Origin of the sequence: Kitasatospora sp. NPDC004745 (genome assembly GCF_042873275.1) — a bacterium.
Classification (GTDB): domain Bacteria; phylum Actinomycetota; class Actinomycetes; order Streptomycetales; family Streptomycetaceae; genus Kitasatospora.
In genome coordinates this window covers 281,513-301,296 of sequence record NZ_JBIALK010000003.1, presented here as the reverse complement: position 1 = coordinate 301,296, position 19,784 = coordinate 281,513, and the positions used below count along the sequence as shown (strand labels likewise).

Here is a 19,784-nt window from a genome sequence, read left to right as displayed (position 1 = left end):
CGCGAGGACCGGGGCCGCCCCCGGGGCTTTAGTAGGCTGGCCACCCCCCGGACCCGAGGGAGGCGCGATGCGCGTCGCACTCTTCGTCACCTGCGTCAACGACGTCCTGAACCCCGGGACGGGGCGCGCCGTCGTGACCCTGCTGGAGCGCCTCGGCGTGGACGTGGACTTCCCCGACGCCCAGACCTGCTGCGGCCAGCCGCAGTTCAACACCGGCTACCGCGCCGAGACCGTCCCGCTGGCCCGCCGTACCGCCGCCGCCTTCGCCGGCTACGACCACGTGGTGACCCCGTCCGGCTCCTGCGCGGCGATGGTCCGGGAGGGTTACCCCCGGCTTGGCGTGGACGGCCTCGGCGACCTGCCGGCCCGGGTGTACGAGCTCACCGAGTTCCTGGTCGACGTGCTGGGCGTCACCGACGTCGGCGCGTACTACCCGCACACCGTCACCTACCACCCGTCCTGCCACGGCCTGCGGACGCTCGGCCTCGGTGACCGCCCGCTGCGGCTGCTGCGCGCGGTGAGGGGCCTGACCCTGGTCGAGCTCCCCGGGGCCGAGGAGTGCTGCGGCTTCGGCGGCACGTTCGCGGTGAAGAACCCCGCCGTCTCCGCGGCCATGGGGGCGGACAAGGTCCGCAACGCCCTCGCGACCGGCGCCGACGTGCTCTGCGGGGCGGACAACTCCTGCCTGCTGCACCTCGGCGGCACGCTGCGGCGCCAGGGCTCCCCCCTGCGGACCGTCCACCTCGCCGAGATCCTCGCCGCCACCGAGGCCGACCCCGACGCCGACCCGCACCCCGCCACGGCCGTCGGGACCGGGACCGCCGCCGGGAACGCCACGGGGGCCGGGGCCGGGACCACGGCCGACCCGAGCGGAGCGGCGCGATGAGCGGCACCTACCTGGGCATGCCCGCCTTCCCGAAGGCCGCCGCCGTCTCCACCCGGGACACCCGGCTGCGCGCCAACCTGACCCGGGCCACGCACACCATCCGCGACAAGCGGGCCGCGGCCGTCGCCGAACTGTCCGACTGGGCGCAGCTGCGGCAGGCCGGCAAGGAGATCAAGGACCGCACCCTGCTCCGGCTCGACCACTACCTCCTCCAGGCGGAGGCCGCCGTCACCGCCGCCGGCGGCACCGTGCACTGGGCGGAGGACGCGGCCGAGGCCAACCGGATCGTCGCCGACCTCGTCAGGGCGACGGGCGAGCGGGAGGTGGTCAAGGTCAAGTCGATGGCCACCCAGGAGATCGGCCTCAACGAGGCGCTGGCCGCCGAGGGCATCACCGCCTACGAGACCGATCTCGCCGAACTGATCGTGCAGTTGGGCGACGACCTGCCCTCGCACATCCTCGTCCCGGCCATCCACCGCAACCGCACCGAGATCCGCGACATCTTCCGGGAGGCGATGGGGCGCTGGGGGCGGCCCGCCCCCGAGGGGCTGACCGACCGGCCGGCGGATCTCGCGGAGGCGGCCAGACTGCACCTGCGGGAGAAGTTCCTGCGGGCCAAGGTGGCCGTCTCCGGCGCCAACTTCCTCGTCGCCGAGACCGGCAGCCTGGTCGTGGTCGAGTCGGAGGGCAACGGCCGGATGTGCCTGACCCTGCCCGAGACGCTGATCTCCGTCGTCGGCATCGAGAAGGTCGTCCCCACCTGGCGGGACCTGGAGGTGTTCCTGCAGCTGCTCCCGCGCTCCTCGACCGCCGAGCGGATGAACCCGTACACCTCGATCTGGACCGGCACCACCGAGGGCGACGGGCCGCGCGACTTCCACCTCGTCCTGCTCGACAACGGCCGCACCGACACCCTCGCCGACGAGATCGGCCGCCAGGCCCTGCGCTGCATCCGCTGCTCGGCCTGTCTGAACGTGTGCCCGGTGTACGAGCGGGCCGGCGGCCACGCCTACGGCTCGCCCTACCCCGGCCCGATCGGCGCCATCCTCACGCCGCAACTTCGAGGGATTCAGACCGAGTTGGACGCCTCGCTGCCGTACGCCTCCTCGCTCTGCGGGGCGTGCTACCAGGTGTGCCCGGTGGCCATCGACATCCCCGAGGTGCTGGTCCACCTCCGGGAGCGGGTGGCCGCACAGGGCCACGGGCACCGTGCCGAACGGGCCGCCGTCAGGGCGGCGACCTGGCTGCTCGACCACCCGGCCGCGTACAGCGCCGTCACCCGGGCCGCCGTGCGGACCAGGCGCCTGCACCCGCACCGGTTGCCGCTGCCCGGCCCGGTCGGGGCCTGGAGTGACAGCCGGGACCTGCCCGAGCTGCCCGACCAGACCTTCCGCGACTGGTGGAAGCAGCGCGACCGCGCGCAGGGGCACGACGGCCCGGAGGGGCACGACCGCCCGGAGGGGCACGACCGTACCGAGGGGGGAGACCAGCGATGACCGGCTCCCGTGAACGCGTCCTGGCCCGGATCCGGGCCGCCCTCGCCGACCGCCCCGATACCGCCCCGGATGTCCCCGAGGCCCCCGTGCGCCGGGACTACCTCACCGCACACGGCCCCGAGGACCCCGCGGCCCTGCTCGACCTGCTCGCCCGCAACCTCACCGACTACCGGGCCCACGTCCACCACAGCACCGCCGACGGCCTGCCGGAGCTGGTCGCCCGGCTGTTGCGCGAGCGCGGCAGCCGGTCGGTGGCCGTCCCCGCCGACCTGCCCGGCGCCTGGCTGTCGGCCCTCGACGCCACCCGACCCGTCGTCGAATCGGAAGAGTTGACGGCCGAACGGCTGGACGCCGTGGACAGCGTCCTCACCGGCTGCGCGCTGGCCGTCGCCGAGACCGGCACCATCGTGCTGGACGCCGGGCCCGCCCAGGGGCGGCGCGCCCTGACCCTCGTCCCGGACCACCACCTCTGCGTGGTCCGGGCGGACCAGGTCGTCGCCTCGCTGCCGCGCGCCCTGCCACGGCTCGACCCGACCCGGCCGCAGACCTGGATCTCCGGACCGTCCGCCACCAGCGACATCGAACTCGACCGCGTCGAGGGCGTCCACGGACCGCGGCGCCTGGACGTCCTCCTGGTGACGGAGCGTCCGCTCGCATAGCCCGGCAGGCGCACACCGCCGAGCGCACCCTGAGCGACGCCGACGCCTACGTCGCGTTCCTCACCACCCGGCCCGAGGTCGGCGCCGGGCCGGTCGCGGTGACCGGCTACTGCATCGGCGGCCTGCTGGCGATGCGCACCGCCGCCGCCCACCCCGGCCGGGTGGCCGCCGTCGCCGCGTTCCACGGCCCGGTGGGCGCCGCCGGGCCCGACCTCTTCTCCGAGCTCACCGCCCAGGTCCACCTCGGCCACGCCGAAGGCGACATGACGCCCGAGGCACTCGCCGAGCTCAACCAGGCCCTGGACGCCGCAGGTGTCGGCCGCACCTCGGAGATCTACCCCGGCACCGTCCACGGCTTCACCATGTCGGACACCGACGCCTTCGACTCCGCCGCACTGCAGCGGCACTGGGACCGCCTGCTGCCCCTCCTCGGCCGCACCCTGGGCAACGGCTGAGGTTCCGGAGCCGGTGAGGGCGGGTGCGGCCCGCCCTCACCGGCTGTGACGTGGAACGTCTCCGCCCGATCGCCCCAGGCCTGGTCAGTGCGCTCAGGATGTTCCGGGTCCGGCCGTGGCTGCGCACCACCTCGCGGACGTCCACGGGTCTGTCGGTCGTCACACATGACGTGCACAATCGGCCACATGACCACTGCCGCAGGCGCGCCGCCCACGCACAACAAGCCTGCCGACCTCGCCCTGGGCTTCCTGACGGGCGGTGTGATCGGGGCGTCGCTGACCGCTTTCATCAGCGGCTGCGTCGTCGGGAAGACGCTGCTGATCGTCCTGGGGCTCGCTTTGCCCACGGCTTACGGTCTGGCCTTCGTCCTCGCCACGCAGCCCCGCCGCGCCCGTGAGGCGGCCGTCGTGCCGCGCACGGCGCTCGCGCTGATCGAGGACCGGGAGGTTTCCGGCAGCGAGGCCAGCGACGTACCGGTGCGCTTCGAGCTGAGCGTCGTGCCGGACGACGCGCCCGCGTTCCGCGTCGAGCTCCGGCAGGACGTCAATCGCGTCGAGCTCGCCGACTACCGGCCGCGCGGCGTCGTGGTCGTCGAGTACCCGCCGGACCGGCCGTGGAAGGGACGGCTCGTGCGGCGGCCGACGCCGCAGTGGGAGGAACGGGCGGCCGGGGCCCTCCTCGACTCGGTGCCAGGACCGGTGCTGAAGGCCGAGGAGCAGACGGGCTGCGCGGGCGGTCTCCTCACCCTGCTCGGCCTGCTGCTCGGCGTGGCCGCCGTGCTCGTGCCGTTCCGCGCCGACCTGTTCGACTCCCGCGAGGATGCGCGCGCCACCTCCGAACCGGCCGTCTCCACCACGTCGTTCGACATCACGTCCACGTCGTCCACCTCGACGTCCACGACCACCGTGACGTCGGCCACCGGCACGGTCAGCCTCGGCCCGGGCCGGTCGATGCTCGGCCAGGGCGAACTCCGCAGGGCCGTCGAGTCGTTGACCCAGGGTGCGGACAAGGGGCAGGCGCTCACCCTCGTCGTGCAGGACCGCCTGCTGACCGTCGTCTTCGCCCCCACCGGAATGCCGACCCCCGGCTTCGACCCGCGCTCCCTGCCCTACGATCGCATCCCCGGCCTCGTCGAGAAGGCCAGGAGCACCCCCGGCGTCGGGGCCCCGCGGAGCTGGCAGCTGACCGCCGACGGCGTCACCGGCGGGCTCACCCTCCGGATCACGGCGACCGGCGACCGGGGATCGACGACGCTGGAGGCGGACGGCCAGGGCAACGTGCGCTGAAACGAAGGAAGTCGACGGAAGGAGGAAAGGCGCTCATGGGGTGGGACGAGTTCCTGAAGCTGTGGTGCGGGGTGTGGGGTGTGGCCGCGTTGGTCGGCTACGGCAGGTCCCTGGCCGGAGTGACCAAGGCCCAGCGGACGGTCCGGCTCACCGGGCGGATCGACCGGGTGCGGGAACCCCGGCACGGCGGATCCCGGGACGGCGGGATATCCGTCGTCGTCTCCTACCGTGACGAGGCCACCGGGCAGGAGGTCACCGTGACCAACGACGGCGACCGCGGCGAGATGATCACCGCGGCCTGGGAGGGCCGGGAGGTCGGGATCAACCACCCGCGCGGCAGGCCGCACGCCTACCGGTTCACCAACCGCCCCGAGGAGCCCGGTCGAGGACTGGGCTGGCCGGCGTTCGCGGTGTTCCTGGTCTACGCCGGGCTCGTCGTCCTCGCCGCGGTCGACTGGGCGTGGCCGTGGGCACTGATCGGCTTCGCCGCACCGCTGGCGGCCGTCGGGGTCGCCCACCTGCCGGGAGCGGTACGCGACAAGAACGCCCGCCTCCGCAGACTGGCCGCGATGGACGCCGTGCCGGGCCGGGTCGTCGCCGTCCTCAAGGACGTCAGCGTCGACGAGGACGACGGCCACACCAGGACCACCATCACCCCGGTGGTGTCCTTCACCACCCGCAGCGGCACGGCCGTCACGGCCCACTGCACCTCCCACCTCGCCGACCCCGCCCGCGCGTACGGCCGCGACGTCACCGTCCATCACACCCTCGCCGACCCGGCCGAGTTCACCCTCGACGTGGAGGCGGAAAGCCGCTCGGAGGGACGGGAGTTGGCGTACCACGTGCTGGCGGTCGTCGTCCTGGCGGCGACTGCGGCGGTGGGTGTCGCACTGCTCTGAGGGTCGGGGCGGCGCGTCAGCCGACCGTGCTACCGCGGGCGGAGGAACGGAGGTGCGCCTCCGCGGCCGCGCGGGTGTAGAAGCGCCTGATCCGGCCCGAGGAGCCGGGCGCGCGGACGTACTGGTGCCGGTCGAGGTCCCACAGGGCCCAGCACTCCAGCAGGAGGAAGTGCGGGCTCGTGGCGTCGATCGCACGGACCTCCAACCGGACGCCGTGGCCGACCGGTTCGGCTCGGTCGCTCATCGACGCGCCACCTGGACGAACCCGCCGGCCTTCTCGACCAGAGCGGAGAAGTCGTCGTACTCGCCGTCGATGGGGGAGACGGCCGCCTTCGACGGGACCAGGACCGCCCCGGCGCCGCCGTCTCTGACCGTCTGCAGCGCGGCCAGCAGCAGGGGGCGCTGCTCCGGGCACCGGTCCGTCTCGTCGTCCACGACGGTCAGGGACACCTCCCAGCCGAAGGCGAGCGCGTGGTCCTCGCAGCTCCGCATCTCCAACTCCGGGAAGGAGGCGGTGGACTTGGCCAGGTAGATCACCACCCGGAACCGCTCGATCCCTTCGCGGGCCTGCGCGGCCGACGGAACACTGTGCAGCACCAACGTTCGCTCCTCTGTGTAGTGAAACGACTACCGGGAGCGCCCACTGTCCTCTACGCTCGGAAGTCCTTCAAACTGTCGGATCTGCTCGGAGAGGTGCCGTGAACAAGGTCGAGCTGAACCCCGACTCCGGCCCTGCGGCGAAGTTCGGCGTGTTCCTGCGTGGGCTGCGCGAGGAACGGGGGTGGACGCAGGAAGATCTCGCAGTCGCCATCGGCTACTCGCCGACCCACGTGTCGGCCGTGGAAACCGGTCGCCGACCCCCAACCCCTCGACTCGCACGTGAACTTGACAAAGCGTTCGGGCTGGACCGCGTGTTCGTCCGCAAGGCGCTCGACGTCAAGGACTCGGCGCTGCTCGAAGGGTTCCCCGAGTACGTCATGCAGGAATCGAAGGCCGCCGAGGTGCGGTTGTTCACCCTCGGGATTGTGCCGGGCCTGCTACAGACCGTTGATTACGCGCGAGCCATCGCGACGGCCGCCGTGGAGCGGGACAGCATCACGCAGCAGCAGGCTGACGAGCGAGTGGCGTACCTGGCCCGCCGGCAGGTGAACCTTCGCCGTGAGCCATCGCCGGTGATCCACGTAGTGCTGGACGAGAGCAGTATCCGCCGGCCAGTCGGCGGTGGGAGGGTCATGGCTGATCAACTGGACGCCCTGACAGCATTCGCCAGGTTGCCGCACAGCGTGCTTCAGGTGGCTCCGTACGCCATAGGCGAGGCGCGGCCGTTCGACCTCCCGGTGAACATCCTCACCCTGGCCAACCGTTCCCTGATGTCGTATGCAGAATCTGCACAGCAGGGCCACTTGGAGCGGGACAGTGACGCAGTGAGGCCGACGCTCACGGCCTACTATCAACTACAGGCCCTCGCGCTCTCACAGGCGGAGTCTGTGGCCCTGATCAGCCAGCTAAGGGAGGAATTGCCGTGACCGCCGAGCCTACGTGGTTCACGTCTTCGTACAGCAGCAACGGTGGCGACTGCGTAGAGGTGGCGGGCAATCTGACTGCCGTCGACGCTGTGCCCGTCCGTGACAGCAAGGACCCTCATGGCCCGGCCCTGGTGTTCCCCGTGGAGGCGTGGTCGGCCTTCGTGTCGGCCGTGCGGGGCGGGGAGTTCGGCGTGCTCTGACCGCAGTGACGAGCCGCCCCGGCCCGCCCGGGCCGGGGCGGCGCATGGCTGGCTTCCGCTGAAGCCGGCTGATCGCCCCCGCTCCGCGCGGGAAGTCGGTGTGGTCGACTTCCTGTGCGCGTGGCCTTTGTCGAAGGAGATGGGTTGACGTGACTGCCAGCGATCCTGTTTGGTTCACTTCCTCCTACAGCAGCAACGGTGGAGAGTGTGTTGAGGTGGCGGGCAATCTGACTGCCGCCGATGCTGTGCCCGTTCGAGACTCGAAGAACCCGAATGGCCCGGCCCTGGTCTTTCCTGTCGAGGCGTGGTCGGCCTTCGTCTCGGCCGTGCGGGGCGGGGAGTTCGGCGTGCTCTGACGGGTCCGGGCGTGTCCCGGTGGTGCCGGGGCGTCAGGGTGTTCCAAGCTCCCCGTCGGAGTCTCAAGGGCTGGGCGATGTGCCGGGCCGATTCCCTGCACACGGGGGCCGCGGCAGGTGCGGACTGCGCGCGCCGTCGGCAGAGCGCTTCCCCGTGCCTGAAGCGTGCGGGCCGAACCCGTGGGGGCTCGTCGGCCGTGGTACCGGCTGAGGCCGGTCGGCGGCCGCATGAGGACGGACGCGGGAGGACGAGGATGGCCTGGTGCCAGGGGCCGAGCCGGATCACGGTGACGGCGGTGGACGGCCGGTGGCCGCAGCGGGCGGTGGTGACCGTGCGGGGCGCCGCGCCGGTGGAGCTCGCCGGTGACGTGGGCGCCGTGCACGTCGTCGACGCGGAGAGCTGGCACCTGGATCTGGAGCACCGCCACCAGGGTGAGTGGTGCCCCAACATCCGCGCTGTCCAGGGGCGTTGGCAGGAGACCCTGGGTGTGCTGACGCAGGTCGTGTTCAGCCGCAACCGGGATGTGCCCGGCGACCGCCAGGACCGCAACCTGGTGCTCCGGATCGAACGGATCGGCGCGGGTGCGGCCGAGCGCCCCGTCGCACCCGCTGCCCCCGTCGCCCGGCCCACGGCCGCCGCGCACCGGGCGGCGGCGGCCTCGGCGGTCCCCGGAGCGGTGCGGACCTCGGCCGGGGGGTCGGCCGCGCGCGTGGGCGGGGCGGCCCGCGTGGTGACCGGCGGGACGGCCTCGTCGGGCGGTTGAGCGCCGGGGTGGCCGGAGGTCGGGGCCTGGACTTCATGGACACCTGTCCAGCTATGATGGACACCTGTCCATTAAGTTCGGGAGTTGATGATGCGCGTGACCGCCGACGTCCTGGTGGCCCTGGTGGCCGCCCTGCACGGGTACTTCCTGGTGCTGGAGATGTTCCTGTGGGAACGGAGGCCGGGCCGGGAACTCTCCGGCTTCGACGCCGAACTCGCCCGCACCACCGCACCGCTCGCCGCCAACCAAGGCCTCTACAACGGCTTCCTGGCCGCCGGACTGGTCTGGGGGCTCATCGCCGGGGGCTCGACCGGGCACCAGGTGCAGGTCTTCTTCCTGTGCTGCGTGGTGGTGGCGGGCCTGTACGGCGGTGCCACCGCCAACCGCCGCATCCTGGCCGCCCAGGCGCTGCCCGGGGCGCTCGCGCTCGGCGCCGTCCTGCTCGCCGGATGAGCCCCGTCCAGGAGCACGGCCCCGCCCAGGAGCACGGCCCTGCCCAGGAGCAGGGCTCGGCCCCGGCCCCCGCGCCCGCCCAGGACCCGAGGGCCGAGCGCACCCGGGCCGCCCTGCGCCGGGCCCTGCTGGAGGAGTGCGCCGAGCGCTCGCTCGCGGAGCTGAACGTCGCCGCGCTGGTGCGCCGGGCCGGGGTCGGCCGGGCCACCTTCTACGTCCACTACGCCGACCTGGAGTCGCTCGCCGTGGACGCCTGCGCGGACATCGTCCGCGAGGCCGTGGACGCCCTGCACGCCTGGCGCGGCCTGCCCGACCCGGCCTCCCCGCCGCCCGCGCTGACCGGCTTCTTCACCGAACTCCTCCCGCGGGCCCCGCTCTACCGGGCCCTGCTGGCGCCGGGCGGCGGCGGCCCGCTCGGTCTGGTGCTCACCCGCGACCTGCGCGAGCGCAGCCGCACCGAGCGGGCCCTCGCGGGCGCCCCGGAGCCGGAGCTGGTGGCCTCCGCGGTGGCCGGGACCTTCACCGGCGTCCTCGCCGACTGGCTGCACGGCCGGATCGAGGCGGACCCGGAGCGGATCGCCCACCAGGTCTGGCGGCTGCTGATCTCCCTCCACCGCACGCCGCAGCTCTGACCGTCGGAGGGGCCGGCGGGGTGCCGGCGGTGAGCGGGCCGGCGCCGGCCGACACCGGGCCGGGCACCGGTCGAGGCCCCCGGTGCCGGTCGAACTCCCGGCCGGGCCCCCGGCGCCGGCCTCCGGCGGCCGTGGTGGGAGTGTGGTGCCGGGGCGGACGGGGGAAGGCTCCCGCTGCCCGCCCCGCCGGCAGCAGCGCGACCGCCTCGTCCGATCGGATGGCCCTACGTGGACTCTCTCCTCCTCTCCCGCCGCGACCTCGACTTCCTGCTCCACGACTGGCTGGACGTCACGGCCCTCACCCGTCGCGCCCGGTTCGCCGAGCACGACCGGGACACCTTCGACGCCGTGCTGGAGCTCAGCGAGGCCGTCGCCACCCGGCACTTCGCCCCGCACAACAAGAAGGGCGACGCCGAGGAGCCCCGCTTCGACGGGGAGCGGGTGCACCTCATCCCGGAGGTGAAGGAGGCCCTGCGGGTCTACGCCGAGGCGGGCCTGGTCGGGGCGTCGATGGACCACGAGGTCGGCGGTCAGCAGCTGCCCGTCGTCGTCGCCAACGCCTGCCGGGCCTGGTTCCAGGCCGCCAACATCGCCACCGCCTCGTACCCGCTGCTCACCGTCGGCAACGCCAACCTGATCATGGCGCACGGCAGTCGGGAGCAGGTCGACACCTACGTGCCGCCCATGGTCGAAGGCCGGTTCTTCGGCACCATGTGCCTGTCGGAGCCGCAGGCCGGGTCCTCGCTCGCCGACATCACCACCCGGGCGGTGCCGGCGGCCGACGGCACGTACCGCCTCACCGGCACCAAGATGTGGATCTCCGGCGGCGACCACGAGCTCAGCGAGAACATCGTCCACCTGGTGCTGGCGAAGATCCCCGGCGGTCCGGCGGGCGTGAAGGGCATCTCGCTGTTCATCGTGCCCAAGTTCCTGGTCCGGGCGGACGGCACCCCGGGGGAGCGCAACGACGTGGTGCTCGCCGGCCTCAACCACAAGATGGGCTACCGCGGCACCACCAACACCATGCTCAACTTCGGGGAGGGCCGGTACACCCCCGGCGGCGCCCCCGGCGCCGTGGGACACCTGGTGGGCGAGGCGCACCACGGGCTGGCCTACATGTTCCACATGATGAACGAGGCCCGCGTCGGCGTCGGCCAGGGCGCCACGGCGCTCGGCTACACCGGCTACCTGCACGCCCTCGACTACGCCCGCACCCGCCCGCAGGGCCGCCCGCTCACCGGCCGGGACCCGAACGCCCCGCAGGTGCCGATCATCGAGCACCCGGACGTGCGGCGGATGCTGCTCGCGCAGAAGAGCTACGTGGAGGGGGCGCTCGCGCTCGGCCTGTACTGCAGTCGTCTGCTCGACGAGGAGGGCACCGCCGAGGACGAGGCCGAGCGGGCCCGCGCCCACCTGCTGCTCGACGTGCTGACGCCGGTCGCCAAGAGTTGGCCCTCGCAGTGGTGCCTGGCCGCCAACGACCTCGCCATCCAGGTGCACGGCGGCTACGGCTACACCCGCGAGTACGACGTCGAGCAGTTCTACCGGGACAACCGGCTCAACCCCATCCACGAGGGCACCCACGGCATCCACGGCCTGGACCTGCTCGGCCGCAAGGTCGTCATGGACGGCGGCGCGGGACTGCGGCTGCTCCTCGACACGCTGGCCGCGACCACCCGCAGGGCGACGGCCGCCGGCGGCGAGGCGGCCGGGCTGGCCGCCCTCCTGGACGCCGCCGCGGAGCGGATCGCGCGGACCACCGCCACCCTCTGGTCGACGGGGGACCCGGGGACGGCGCTGGCCAACGCCACCGTCTACCTGGAGGCCGTCGGCCACGTCGTGCTGGCCTGGATCTGGCTGGAGCAGTTCCTCGCGCTGGGCGAGGGCACGGACGCCTTCCACGAGGGCAAGCGGCAGGCGGCCCGGTACTTCTTCCGGTACGAACTCCCGCGGACCGGGCCTCAGTTCGACCTGCTGGACAGCCTTGACCGGACCGCGGCGGACTGCCGTCCGGAGTGGTTCTGACCGGCGAGGCCTCGCCCCCGGATCGCGGACGGGTCGACGGGCTGACGGGCTGAGGGGGCCGGCGGCCCGCCGACCCGAGCCTCCCGGCCCCCGGCGGGTCGTGACCGTGCGACGGGCGCCTCCCGATCTCGTCACCGTCCTGTCACACCCGGCCGCCCGGGGAACCGGCCGTGCAACGGCGGTGTGTACGGGGCGGGTGCCGGCGTCGGACCGGCACCGCTCCGTCCCTCAAGGAGGCGTCATGCAGGTCACGCAGCACGGGAAGAAGGCCCGAAGAGCCGCGGCCGCCGTGGTCTCGGCTGCCGCGGCAGCCCTGGTGATCACGGCCTGCGGGCCCGGGAACGACGAGCCCGCGGGCTCCGCGGCCCCGTCCGCGGCGGTCCCGGTCACGGCGGCCCCGGCCTCCCCGGCCGCGTCGGGTGCGGCGACCCCGGCCCCGGCCCCGACCAAGGGCGGCGCGCCGTCCGGCGGCACCGCCTCCGCGACCTCCGCCACCTCCGCCGGTGCGACGGCGCCGGCCTGCGCGGCCGGAGACCTGAAGGGCGAGGCCCACCAGGCGAAGCAGCGCCCCCCGGGCACGGGTATCGGGGCGGCGGTCGTCGCGTTCACCAACTCCTCCGCGCAGCCGTGCATCCTGCAGGGTTTTCCGACGGTGGCCGGTGCGGCCAACGGCTCCCCGGACCGCAACGCCCCGCTCGCGGTGACGCACAGCGGCACCGCCGCACCCGTCCGGCTGGCGCCGGGCGGGAAGGCCTGGGTGAAGCTGACCTTCGTCCAGGTCCAGGGCGAGGCCGACGGCTACTGCACCTCGGGCGCCACGCCGGTCGTCTACCCCACGCTCGTGCTGGGCCTGCCGGGCGCCGGCGCGCACCAGGTCGCCCTGGACGACGGCCTCTTCGCCGAGTGCGACAACAAGGTGACCACCACCGCGCTGCTGGCCACCAGCCCGTCCTGACACCTGACGGAGGATCCGCCCGGCGGCCGGCCCGCCGGCCGCCGGCCCGGGACGGACCCCGGGCCCGGCCCCGGGCTCAGGCCGGCTGTGCGTTCAGTCCGTCAGCCCGGCGGTGGCCCGCGGGCCGGGGCGGAGATGGGTCTGGGCGGGGCGGGGGAGGACGGCGGCCGGTGCGGTGCCGCGGAAGCCCCGGGCGAGGAGCCAGACGGCGAACGAGACCTCCCAGGCGAAGACCGGGAACGCCGCCAGCTTCCCTGCGGTGGAGAGCTGTCCGTAGAGGCCGAACTGGACGGCGACGGCGGAGGCGGTGATCAGCGGCCCGCCGACCATCCCCAGCAGGGTGATCGCGCGGGGCACGGCTCCGCTGCGGTGCAGGAGCGCCGCCAGCAGCAGGGTGTTGACGCCGAGGATCAGGTTGGGGCCGAGCAGGAAGGTCCAGTCGTGGACCGCGACGAGCGCTCTGGCCGCCGCGGCGTAGGACGCGGCTCCCTCGCCGTGGGCCGCCGAGGCGTCCCGACGGAGCGTCACCACGGCGAGCAGGCTGACCAGGCCGAGGAGGATGAACGCGGCCTCCAGCAGCCGGACGCAGACGTAGCCGAGGGCGAGGCCCTCGTGCTGCCGTCGGATCACCGGGAAGAGCATGAACCCGGTGCCCGCCACGGCGAGGACCAGGACCACCTCGCACAGCGCCCCGAGCAGCACCCGGCCGTCGGCGCCCGCGCCCAGGACGTAGTCGGCGCTGCCGAGCACCGGCCGGTACAGCAGGACTCCGGCGACGGCGGCCACCTCGGTCACCAGGAACAGCACCCCCGCCGCCACGCCGTCGCGCCGGTCCGCGCTCGCCATCGGCCGGTCCGTAGTCATCCGGATCCTCCCCTGCTCCTCTGAGGTGTACGGCGTACACCTGTCGCTCAGGGTAGGCGTACGCCGTACACTCGTCAAGGTGAACAAGCCAGCAGACGGAACGCGGCGCACGCCGCTCAGCCGGGAGCGGGTCCTGCGCGCGGCGGTGGCCTTCGCCGACGCCGAGGGCACGGACGCACTGAGCATGCGCAGGCTCGCCCAGGAACTGGGTGTGGTGCCGATGGCGCTCTACAAGCACGTCGCCAACAAGGACGAACTCCTCGACGGCATGGTGGACCTGGTGGTCGGCGAGATCGGCCCGCCCGGCGAGGGCGGCTGGCAGCACGTGGTGCGCGAGCGGATCCTCTCCGCGCGCCGCACCCTGCGCGGGCATCCGTGGGTGGCCCGGGTGGTCGAGTCGCGGCCCGCCCCGACCCCCGCGCTGCTCGGCTACCTCGACTCCATGGCCGGCCTGTTCCGGGCTGGCGGCTTCTCCGTCGACCTCACGCACCACGCGATGCACGCGATGGGCAGCCGGCTGCTGGGCTTCAGTCAGGAGCTGTTCGACGACACCGCGGCCCCGCCGGACCCGGAGGTGCTGGCGCAGCTCGCCCGCGCCTACCCGCACATCGCCGAGCTGGCGGGGTCGGCCGAGCACGACGCCGGTTCGGCGGTCGGGGGTTGCGACGACCAGGCGGAGTTCGAGTTCGCGCTCGACCTGTTGCTGGACGGGCTCGAACGGCTGCGGGCGGGAGGGCGGCGGTAGCGGGACGAGCCCCCGGAGGTGGCGCCGGGGCGGCCCCGGGGGCCGGGGATCTTTCCGCGGAGGTCGTGCGCAGTCCCTTGACGGATTAAGTAATGATACTTAACTTCATCCTCGCGCCCCACTCCCCGGTTCGCCCCCCACGCCCCCTCGGAGCCGTCCGTGTCCTCAGGCTTCACCCGAAGAATCGGCCTCTTCCGGGCCGTCACGATCAACATGAGCCAGATGTGCGGCATCGGGCCGTTCGTGACGATCCCGCTGATGGTCGTGGCCTTCGGCGGTCCGCAGGCCGTCATCGGCTGGATCGCCGGCGCGCTGCTGGCCCTCGTCGACGGCCTGGTCTGGGCCGAACTCGGCGCCTCCCTGCCCGGCGCCGGCGGCACCTACGTCTACCTGCGCGAGGCCTTCCAGTACCGCACCGGGCGGCTGATGCCGTTCCTGTTCGTCTGGACGGCGATGCTCTTCATCCCGCTGATCATGTCCACCGGCGTGCAGGGCCTGGTGCAGTACCTGGCCTACCTGTGGCCCGGCATGTCGACCCTCCAGGGGGACGTCGTCGGCGTCGCGGTGCTCGCCCTGGTCGTGCTGCTGCTGTGGCGCCGGGTCGAGGCCATCGGCACGATCACCGTCGCCATGTGGGTCGTGATGATCGTCTCGGTCGGTGCGGTGATCACCGCATCCTTCACCGACTTCGACCCCGCACGGGCCTTCACCTGGCCCGCCCACGCCGTCGAGGTCACCCACGGCCAGTTCTGGACCGGCTTCGCCGCCGGCCTGACCATCGGCATCTACGACTACCTCGGCTACAACACCGCCTCCTACCTGGGCGCCGAGATCCGGGACCCCGGCCGCGTCATGCCGCGCGCGATCATCTACTCGATCACCGCCATCATGGGCATCTACCTGCTGATGCAGATCGGCGTCCTCGGCGTCGTCGACTGGCGGGACATGCTGGACCCGGACAACGCGGCCGCCAAGTCGGTCGCCTCCGCGGTCCTCGAACGGACCTGGGGCAAGGGCGCGGCCGACACCGTGACGGTCCTGATCCTGATCACCGCCTTCGCCTCCGTCCTCACCGGCCTGCTCGGCGGCTCCCGGGTGCCCTACGACGCGGCCCGGGACGGGATGTTCTTCCGCTCCTTCGCCCGACTGCACCCCCGGCACGGCTTCCCGGTGCTCGGCCTGGTCGCCATGGGCACCGTCACCGCCGCCGGCTTCCTCTTCGCGCGGCACATCGGCAGCAGCGCCGAACACCCGCCGCTGAGCGTCCTGATCGCCCTGCTGACCAGCGTCATGGTGATCGTCCAGGCGCTCGCCCAGATCGCCGCGGTCACCGTGCTCCGCAGACGGCAGCCGGAACTCGCCCGCCCCTACCGGATGGTGCTCTACCCGCTGCCGAGCATCGTCGCCGCCGTCGGCTGGCTGGTCATCTACGGATACGCGGACAAGGCCAACGAGGGCGTCCACCCCGTCGAGTGGTCGCTGGCCTGGGTCGCCCTCGGCGGTCTCGCCTACCTGGTCTGGTCGAGGGTCGAGGGCGCCTGGCCGTTCGGGCCCAGGGAGATCCGGGAGGAGTACCTGGACGCCCAACGGGCCGACCCGCCCGCGACCCGCGTCGGATGATGACCGGGGCCGCCCCGGACGGGGCGCCGGCTCGATCCGTCCCGGCCTGCGGCCGCCGGGCGGCGTGGCCGGTGGCAGGAGCGGCCGGTGGGAGGCGTACGGGCTCGGCGGAACACGCCGTCAGCGCCCGCCCAGCTCCGGGTAGTAGCCGCGCTGGTACGTCGACAGGTCGGAGACGGCCAGTTCACCCGCACCCCAGCAGATCGGGCACACCTTCGTCGTGCGGCATTCCCCGCACCGCCGCTTCCGGCCGGCTTCGCCGGGTAACCACCCGCGGCCACCGCACCGGGGGCACCGGCAGTGGCCGTCGCACTCGTAGCAGAGGACGTAGCCGGGTGTGAGGGTCTCCTGCGTCCGCAGGGGTTCCCGCTGCTCCACCGGCTCCGACCCCCGGACCGGCTCCGACCCCCGGACCGGCTCCGACTCCCGGACCGGTTGTGGCTGCCGAACCGGCTCCGGGTCCTGGAACGGCTCCGGGTCGCGGATCGGCTCCGGGGCCCGGAACGGCTCCGGCTCCCCGATCGGCTCCGGGTCCTGGACGGGTTGCGGCGGGTCCGGCTGTGGCGGGTCCGGCTGCGGCGGGCACAGCGCCAGTGCGGGCGTCCGGCCGCGGAAGACCACGGCGAGGGTGTCCTCGCTCGTCAGGATGCGGATGACGCTGCCGTCCCGCCGGGCGAGGAGTACGGTCCACAGCCTCCCGTCGTCGTCCTCCTCCGACTCCGTGACGTCCCAACCGGCCGTGCGGAGCAGGAAGGTCGCACGGGCGGCCGTCCCGGCGGCGGTACTGGTCGTCGGACGCTTGCCCTGGTAGTCCGTCGCGTAGTGGTGGCGCGGCGGCTCGCCCCCGTCGGCGACCTTCGGTTCGTCGAGGGTCAGCCGGCGGAGGTGGACGCGAACGGTCAGATCGGTGATCAGCGCGACCAGTTGTCCGCGCAGCGACCGGCCCAGCCGGTCCAGTTCGGCACGCGCCGTCGAAGTCTCGTCCATGTCGGCCCCCCGGCCCCGGAACGTATCACGGGGCCGGCTCCCGTGGCCGGTGCCGCTGCCCGGTGGTGGGCCGGCGGCACCGGGCAGCGGTGGCGCGGGGGTCAGGCCGTGGGCCGGGTCTCGGGGAGGCCGGGGATGTCGGCGGCGCTGGCCAGGACGTGGGTGTGCGGGTGCCCCTCGAAGTCGGCGCGGGTGAGCTCCCCGGTGAGGACGCCGACGACCACGCCGGCCCCGGCGTTGCTGCCGGCCTCGACGTCGACGACGGTGTCGCCGGCGGCCAGCACCCGGCTGGTGGCGACGACCCCGGTCTTCTCCATCGCACGGTGGATCATGTACGGCGCAGGGCGCCCGCGCGGGACCTCGTCCGAGGTCACGACCGCGTCGAGGTTGCCGCCCTCGCCGGTGGACCAGCCGAGCGACTCCAGCAGCGGGTACGCCACGTCGTCGCTGAAACCGGTGGTGAGGGCGACCTTGATGCCGCGTCGGCGCAGCTCGGCCAGCGCGGCCTCGACGCCCGGTATCGCCTGCGGGGGAGTGGCCCGGTAGGCCTCGCGCAGGTACTCCGCGAAGGCGGCGTAGCTCTCCTCCACGAGCTCCGGGGTGGGGGTGCCGCCGCCGAGGCGGACCAGGGCGGCGATGGCCTCGCGCTTGTCGGTGCCCATCCAGGTCTGGAGGTCGGTCTCGGCGACGGCCACGCCGGTCCGCTCGACGGCGGTGCGCAGCGCCCGGTAGACGGCGCCGGACTCGTTGACGGTGGTGCCGGCCATGTCCAGTGCGGCGAGCTCGATCACGGTGTCAGTCCTCTTCGGTGCGGTAGCGGCCGACGACGGTGCGGCCTTCGATGGTGTTCTCGATGGTGAAGGTGGCCATGGCGGGCAGGTAGCGGTCGTCGGCGTCCTCCAGCGGCACACCGCTGCTCGACGTGGTGAGCCGCCGCACCCGCAGCAGCGGGGCGCCCGTGGGGATCCGCAGGAGCTCGGCGTCCTGCGGCTCGGCCGCGACGGCGTCGATGGTGTGCCGGGCGTGGTGCAGGTCGACGCCGCGGCGCAGCAGTTCCGCGTAGACGGATCCGGAGTCCGGGTCGAAGTCGAACAGGACGCGGCCCACCTCGTGGACGAAGGCGGAGCGCTCCAGCATGGCCGGGACGCCGTCCAGGAGCCGGAGCCGGACGAGTTCGACGACGGGTGCGCCCTCGGCGAGGCCGAGCCGGGCCGCCGTCTCCGGGGAGGCCCGGCGGCGGGCGACCTCGACGGTGCTCTGCCCCGGCTCGCGGCCGATGCCGTGGGCCCACTGGGTGAAGGACAGGAAGGTGGCGAACGGCTGGGAGGGGGCGGTGCGCCGGGCGACGGGCGGTTTCCCGCGCCCGCCGACGAGGCCGCCCTCGCTGCGCAGCATGGCCAGGGCCTGGCGGACCGGCCCCCGGGAGGTGCCGAACTCGGCGCAGAGCTGCGACTCGCTGGGCACCGGCTCGCCCTCCGGCCACTCGCCGGACTCGATGCGGCGCCGGAACTCGGCGCCGAGCCGCTGGTGGAGGGGGAGTTCCTCACTTGTCTTCACAAGTTGACTATGGCACTCGGCCCGGAACTTCTCAAGGCAGGCCCACCTGGATGTTCGCCGGGTGGACAGCTGTCTCCGCTGGTCGAAGAACGGGTGAACAGGCGGTAACTTGTACAGACATCTCTTGACGTCGACGCCGATGAGACCGGAATCTGGAGCCATGAGCAGCAGCACCCCACCCACCGCCGCCCCCGCCGCCCCCCGCCCGACCGCCCCCCGCGCGACCGCGCCCGGCACGCCCGGCCGCAGCGACGTGGTGATCGTCGGCGCCGGCATCATCGGCCTGGCCCACGCCTTCGAGGCGCTGCGCAACGGGCTGTCCGTGACGGTCGTCGACCGTGACCGGCAGCCGGTCGGCGCCTCCGTCCGCAACTTCGGCCACTGCTGCATCAGCGCCCAGGACGGCGAGCTGCTCGCGCTCGCCCAGCGCTCCCGGCCCGGCTGGCTGCGCGCCACCGCGGCCGCCGGCATCTGGGCCGAGGAGGCCGGCACCCTGGTGGTGGCCCGGTCGGCGACCGAGGCGGCCGTCCTGGAGGAGCTGCACGCCGAGCGCGGCGGCGACGCCGTCCGGCTGCGCACCGCCGCGGAGACCGCCGCGGCACTCGGCCGCGCCCCCGGCGCCGACGGCGACCTGGTGGGCGGCGCCGTCCTGCCCGCCGACCTGCGGGTGAACCCGCGCGAGGCGGCGCCCGGCCTGGCCCGCTGGGTGGCCGGGCAGCCGCGGGGCCGGATCCTGTGGGGCACCGCCGTCACCGGCGTCGAGACCGGCACGGTGCACACCACCCGCGGCCCCGTCCACGGCGACCGCATCCTGGTCTGCGTCGGCCACGACCTGGACTACCTGTTCCCCGACGTCGCCGAGGGCCACGGCATCGAGCGCTGCCGCCTCACCATGGCGCGGGCCGAGGCCCCGGCGGCCTTCCGCACCGACTCCGCGGTGCTCACGGCGACCTCCATGCTCCGCTACGACGCCTTCACCGCCCGGCCGTCCGCCGCCGGGCTGAAGGCCGAGGTGCTGGGGCACAGCGCCGAACTGCTGGAGATCGGCGCCAACGTGATGTTCACCCGGCTCCCGGACGGCACCCTGCTGGTCGGCGACTCGCACCACTACGACGCCACCACCCCGCCGTTCATCGACGAGCGCACCTTCGAACTGCTCACCGCCGCGGTCGCCGGGGTCCTCGGCGTGCCGCGCCTGCGGATCCTCGAGCGCTGGCAGGGCGTCTACGCCAGCAGCCCGCGTGGCCCGCTGCTGGTGCGCGACCTGGCGCCGGGCGTGCGCGCCGTCTCCGTCACCTCGGGCATCGGGATGACGCTGTCCTTCGGCCTGGCGGCGGCCACCTTCGACGGGACCCTCGCCGCGACCGCCTGAGCCGGGCGAGCCCGGGGCCGGGCGGCGACGGGGCCGCGATGGGGCC

The 19,784-nt window shown here is 73.7% G+C and carries 22 protein-coding genes and 1 pseudogene; 17 read left to right on the top strand and 6 right to left on the bottom strand.

What is annotated here, in order from left to right; genetic code table 11:
- Positions 1-67 precede the first annotated feature (67 nt).
- From ACFYUY_RS08270 to ACFYUY_RS08245, 6 genes and pseudogenes are all read left to right on the top strand, one after another.
- The gene (locus ACFYUY_RS08270; RefSeq protein WP_387899173.1) at positions 68-886 is read left to right on the top strand and encodes a (Fe-S)-binding protein; all 819 of its coding nucleotides are present in this window, start codon (positions 68-70) and stop codon (positions 884-886) included.
- Positions 883-2,382 (top strand): lactate utilization protein B, encoded by a 1,500-nt coding sequence (locus tag ACFYUY_RS08265; RefSeq protein WP_387899171.1) that lies wholly within the window; start codon positions 883-885, stop codon positions 2,380-2,382. The genes ACFYUY_RS08270 and ACFYUY_RS08265 overlap by 4 nt, the downstream gene beginning before the upstream one ends.
- A complete protein-coding gene (locus ACFYUY_RS08260; RefSeq protein ID WP_360214648.1) occupies positions 2,379-3,041 on the top strand; it encodes a lactate utilization protein C in 663 nt (220 codons plus the stop codon). The genes ACFYUY_RS08265 and ACFYUY_RS08260 overlap by 4 nt, the downstream gene beginning before the upstream one ends.
- A gap of 5 nt (positions 3,042-3,046) precedes the next feature.
- A pseudogene (locus ACFYUY_RS08255) lies at positions 3,047-3,496 on the top strand (dienelactone hydrolase family protein); the annotation flags it as partial.
- A 186-nt stretch (positions 3,497-3,682) separates the two neighbouring features.
- Complete coding sequence (locus ACFYUY_RS08250; protein ID WP_360214650.1) at positions 3,683-4,783, top strand: hypothetical protein; 1,101 nt, start codon at positions 3,683-3,685, stop codon at positions 4,781-4,783.
- Between the two features lie 35 nt (positions 4,784-4,818).
- Positions 4,819-5,682, top strand: a complete 864-nt coding sequence (locus ACFYUY_RS08245; protein ID WP_387899168.1) for a DUF3592 domain-containing protein — start codon at positions 4,819-4,821, stop codon at positions 5,680-5,682.
- A gap of 16 nt (positions 5,683-5,698) precedes the next feature.
- On the opposite strand, the gene ACFYUY_RS08240 is transcribed toward ACFYUY_RS08245, so the two are convergent.
- Both ACFYUY_RS08240 and ACFYUY_RS08235 read right to left on the bottom strand, forming a co-directional pair.
- Positions 5,699-5,926 (bottom strand): hypothetical protein, encoded by a 228-nt coding sequence (locus ACFYUY_RS08240; RefSeq protein WP_387899166.1) that lies wholly within the window; start codon positions 5,924-5,926, stop codon positions 5,699-5,701.
- Entirely contained in the window at positions 5,923-6,279 is a 357-nt protein-coding gene (locus ACFYUY_RS08235) for a hypothetical protein (protein WP_360214656.1), read from the bottom strand. Before ACFYUY_RS08235 ends, ACFYUY_RS08240 begins: the two co-directional genes overlap by 4 nt.
- A 101-nt stretch (positions 6,280-6,380) precedes the next feature.
- Between ACFYUY_RS08235 and ACFYUY_RS08230 the strand changes: the two genes are divergently transcribed.
- From ACFYUY_RS08230 to ACFYUY_RS08195, 8 genes are all read left to right on the top strand, one after another.
- Positions 6,381-7,208, top strand: coding sequence for a Scr1 family TA system antitoxin-like transcriptional regulator (locus ACFYUY_RS08230; protein WP_387899163.1), 828 nt, complete (start codon positions 6,381-6,383; stop codon positions 7,206-7,208).
- The gene (locus ACFYUY_RS08225; protein WP_387899161.1) at positions 7,205-7,408 is read left to right on the top strand and encodes a DUF397 domain-containing protein; all 204 of its coding nucleotides are present in this window, start codon (positions 7,205-7,207) and stop codon (positions 7,406-7,408) included. The genes ACFYUY_RS08230 and ACFYUY_RS08225 overlap by 4 nt, the downstream gene beginning before the upstream one ends.
- 149 nt (positions 7,409-7,557) lie before the next feature.
- Positions 7,558-7,764 carry a DUF397 domain-containing protein gene (locus ACFYUY_RS08220; RefSeq protein WP_387899158.1) on the top strand — a complete coding sequence of 69 codons (207 nt, stop codon included), beginning with the start codon at positions 7,558-7,560 and terminating at the stop codon, positions 7,762-7,764.
- Positions 7,765-8,018: 254 nt separating this feature from the next.
- The gene (locus ACFYUY_RS08215) at positions 8,019-8,528 is read left to right on the top strand and encodes a hypothetical protein (protein ID WP_387899155.1); all 510 of its coding nucleotides are present in this window, start codon (positions 8,019-8,021) and stop codon (positions 8,526-8,528) included.
- Between the two features lie 90 nt (positions 8,529-8,618).
- Positions 8,619-8,981 (top strand): DUF1304 domain-containing protein, encoded by a 363-nt coding sequence (locus ACFYUY_RS08210; protein ID WP_360214760.1) that lies wholly within the window; start codon positions 8,619-8,621, stop codon positions 8,979-8,981.
- A complete protein-coding gene (locus ACFYUY_RS08205) occupies positions 8,978-9,613 on the top strand; it encodes a TetR/AcrR family transcriptional regulator (protein ID WP_360214670.1) in 636 nt (211 codons plus the stop codon). Before ACFYUY_RS08210 ends, ACFYUY_RS08205 begins: the two co-directional genes overlap by 4 nt.
- 228 nt (positions 9,614-9,841) lie before the next feature.
- Positions 9,842-11,638 (top strand): acyl-CoA dehydrogenase, encoded by a 1,797-nt coding sequence (locus ACFYUY_RS08200; protein WP_387899151.1) that lies wholly within the window; start codon positions 9,842-9,844, stop codon positions 11,636-11,638.
- Between the two features lie 241 nt (positions 11,639-11,879).
- Positions 11,880-12,593 (top strand): DUF4232 domain-containing protein, encoded by a 714-nt coding sequence (locus tag ACFYUY_RS08195; protein WP_387899149.1) that lies wholly within the window; start codon positions 11,880-11,882, stop codon positions 12,591-12,593.
- 93 nt (positions 12,594-12,686) lie between these two features.
- Here the strand turns inward: ACFYUY_RS08195 and ACFYUY_RS08190 are convergent, their stop codons facing one another.
- On the bottom strand, positions 12,687-13,457 hold the full coding sequence (locus ACFYUY_RS08190) for a DUF4386 domain-containing protein (protein ID WP_387899146.1): 771 nt from the start codon (positions 13,455-13,457) through the stop codon (positions 12,687-12,689).
- A gap of 79 nt (positions 13,458-13,536) precedes the next feature.
- Between ACFYUY_RS08190 and ACFYUY_RS08185 the strand changes: the two genes are divergently transcribed.
- Together ACFYUY_RS08185 and ACFYUY_RS08180 are read left to right on the top strand one after the other, a co-directional pair.
- The gene (locus ACFYUY_RS08185; RefSeq protein WP_387899143.1) at positions 13,537-14,202 is read left to right on the top strand and encodes a TetR/AcrR family transcriptional regulator; all 666 of its coding nucleotides are present in this window, start codon (positions 13,537-13,539) and stop codon (positions 14,200-14,202) included.
- Positions 14,203-14,415: 213 nt separating this feature from the next.
- Entirely contained in the window at positions 14,416-15,822 is a 1,407-nt protein-coding gene (locus ACFYUY_RS08180; protein ID WP_387899545.1) for an APC family permease, read from the top strand.
- A gap of 120 nt (positions 15,823-15,942) precedes the next feature.
- On the opposite strand, the gene ACFYUY_RS08175 is transcribed toward ACFYUY_RS08180, so the two are convergent.
- The 3 genes from ACFYUY_RS08175 to ACFYUY_RS08165 form a co-directional block, all read right to left on the bottom strand.
- A complete protein-coding gene (locus tag ACFYUY_RS08175; protein WP_387899140.1) occupies positions 15,943-16,809 on the bottom strand; it encodes a hypothetical protein in 867 nt (288 codons plus the stop codon).
- 101 nt (positions 16,810-16,910) lie between these two features.
- Positions 16,911-17,600: a phosphonatase-like hydrolase gene (locus ACFYUY_RS08170; RefSeq protein WP_387899138.1), complete on the bottom strand. Its 690-nt coding sequence runs from the start codon at positions 17,598-17,600 to the stop codon at positions 16,911-16,913.
- 4 nt (positions 17,601-17,604) lie between these two features.
- The gene (locus ACFYUY_RS08165) at positions 17,605-18,366 is read right to left on the bottom strand and encodes a GntR family transcriptional regulator (RefSeq protein WP_387899135.1); all 762 of its coding nucleotides are present in this window, start codon (positions 18,364-18,366) and stop codon (positions 17,605-17,607) included.
- Positions 18,367-18,526: 160 nt separating this feature from the next.
- Between ACFYUY_RS08165 and ACFYUY_RS08160 the strand changes: the two genes are divergently transcribed.
- Positions 18,527-19,738 carry a TIGR03364 family FAD-dependent oxidoreductase gene (locus ACFYUY_RS08160; RefSeq protein WP_387899132.1) on the top strand — a complete coding sequence of 404 codons (1,212 nt, stop codon included), beginning with the start codon at positions 18,527-18,529 and terminating at the stop codon, positions 19,736-19,738.
- The last annotated feature ends 46 nt before the right edge of the window (positions 19,739-19,784 follow it).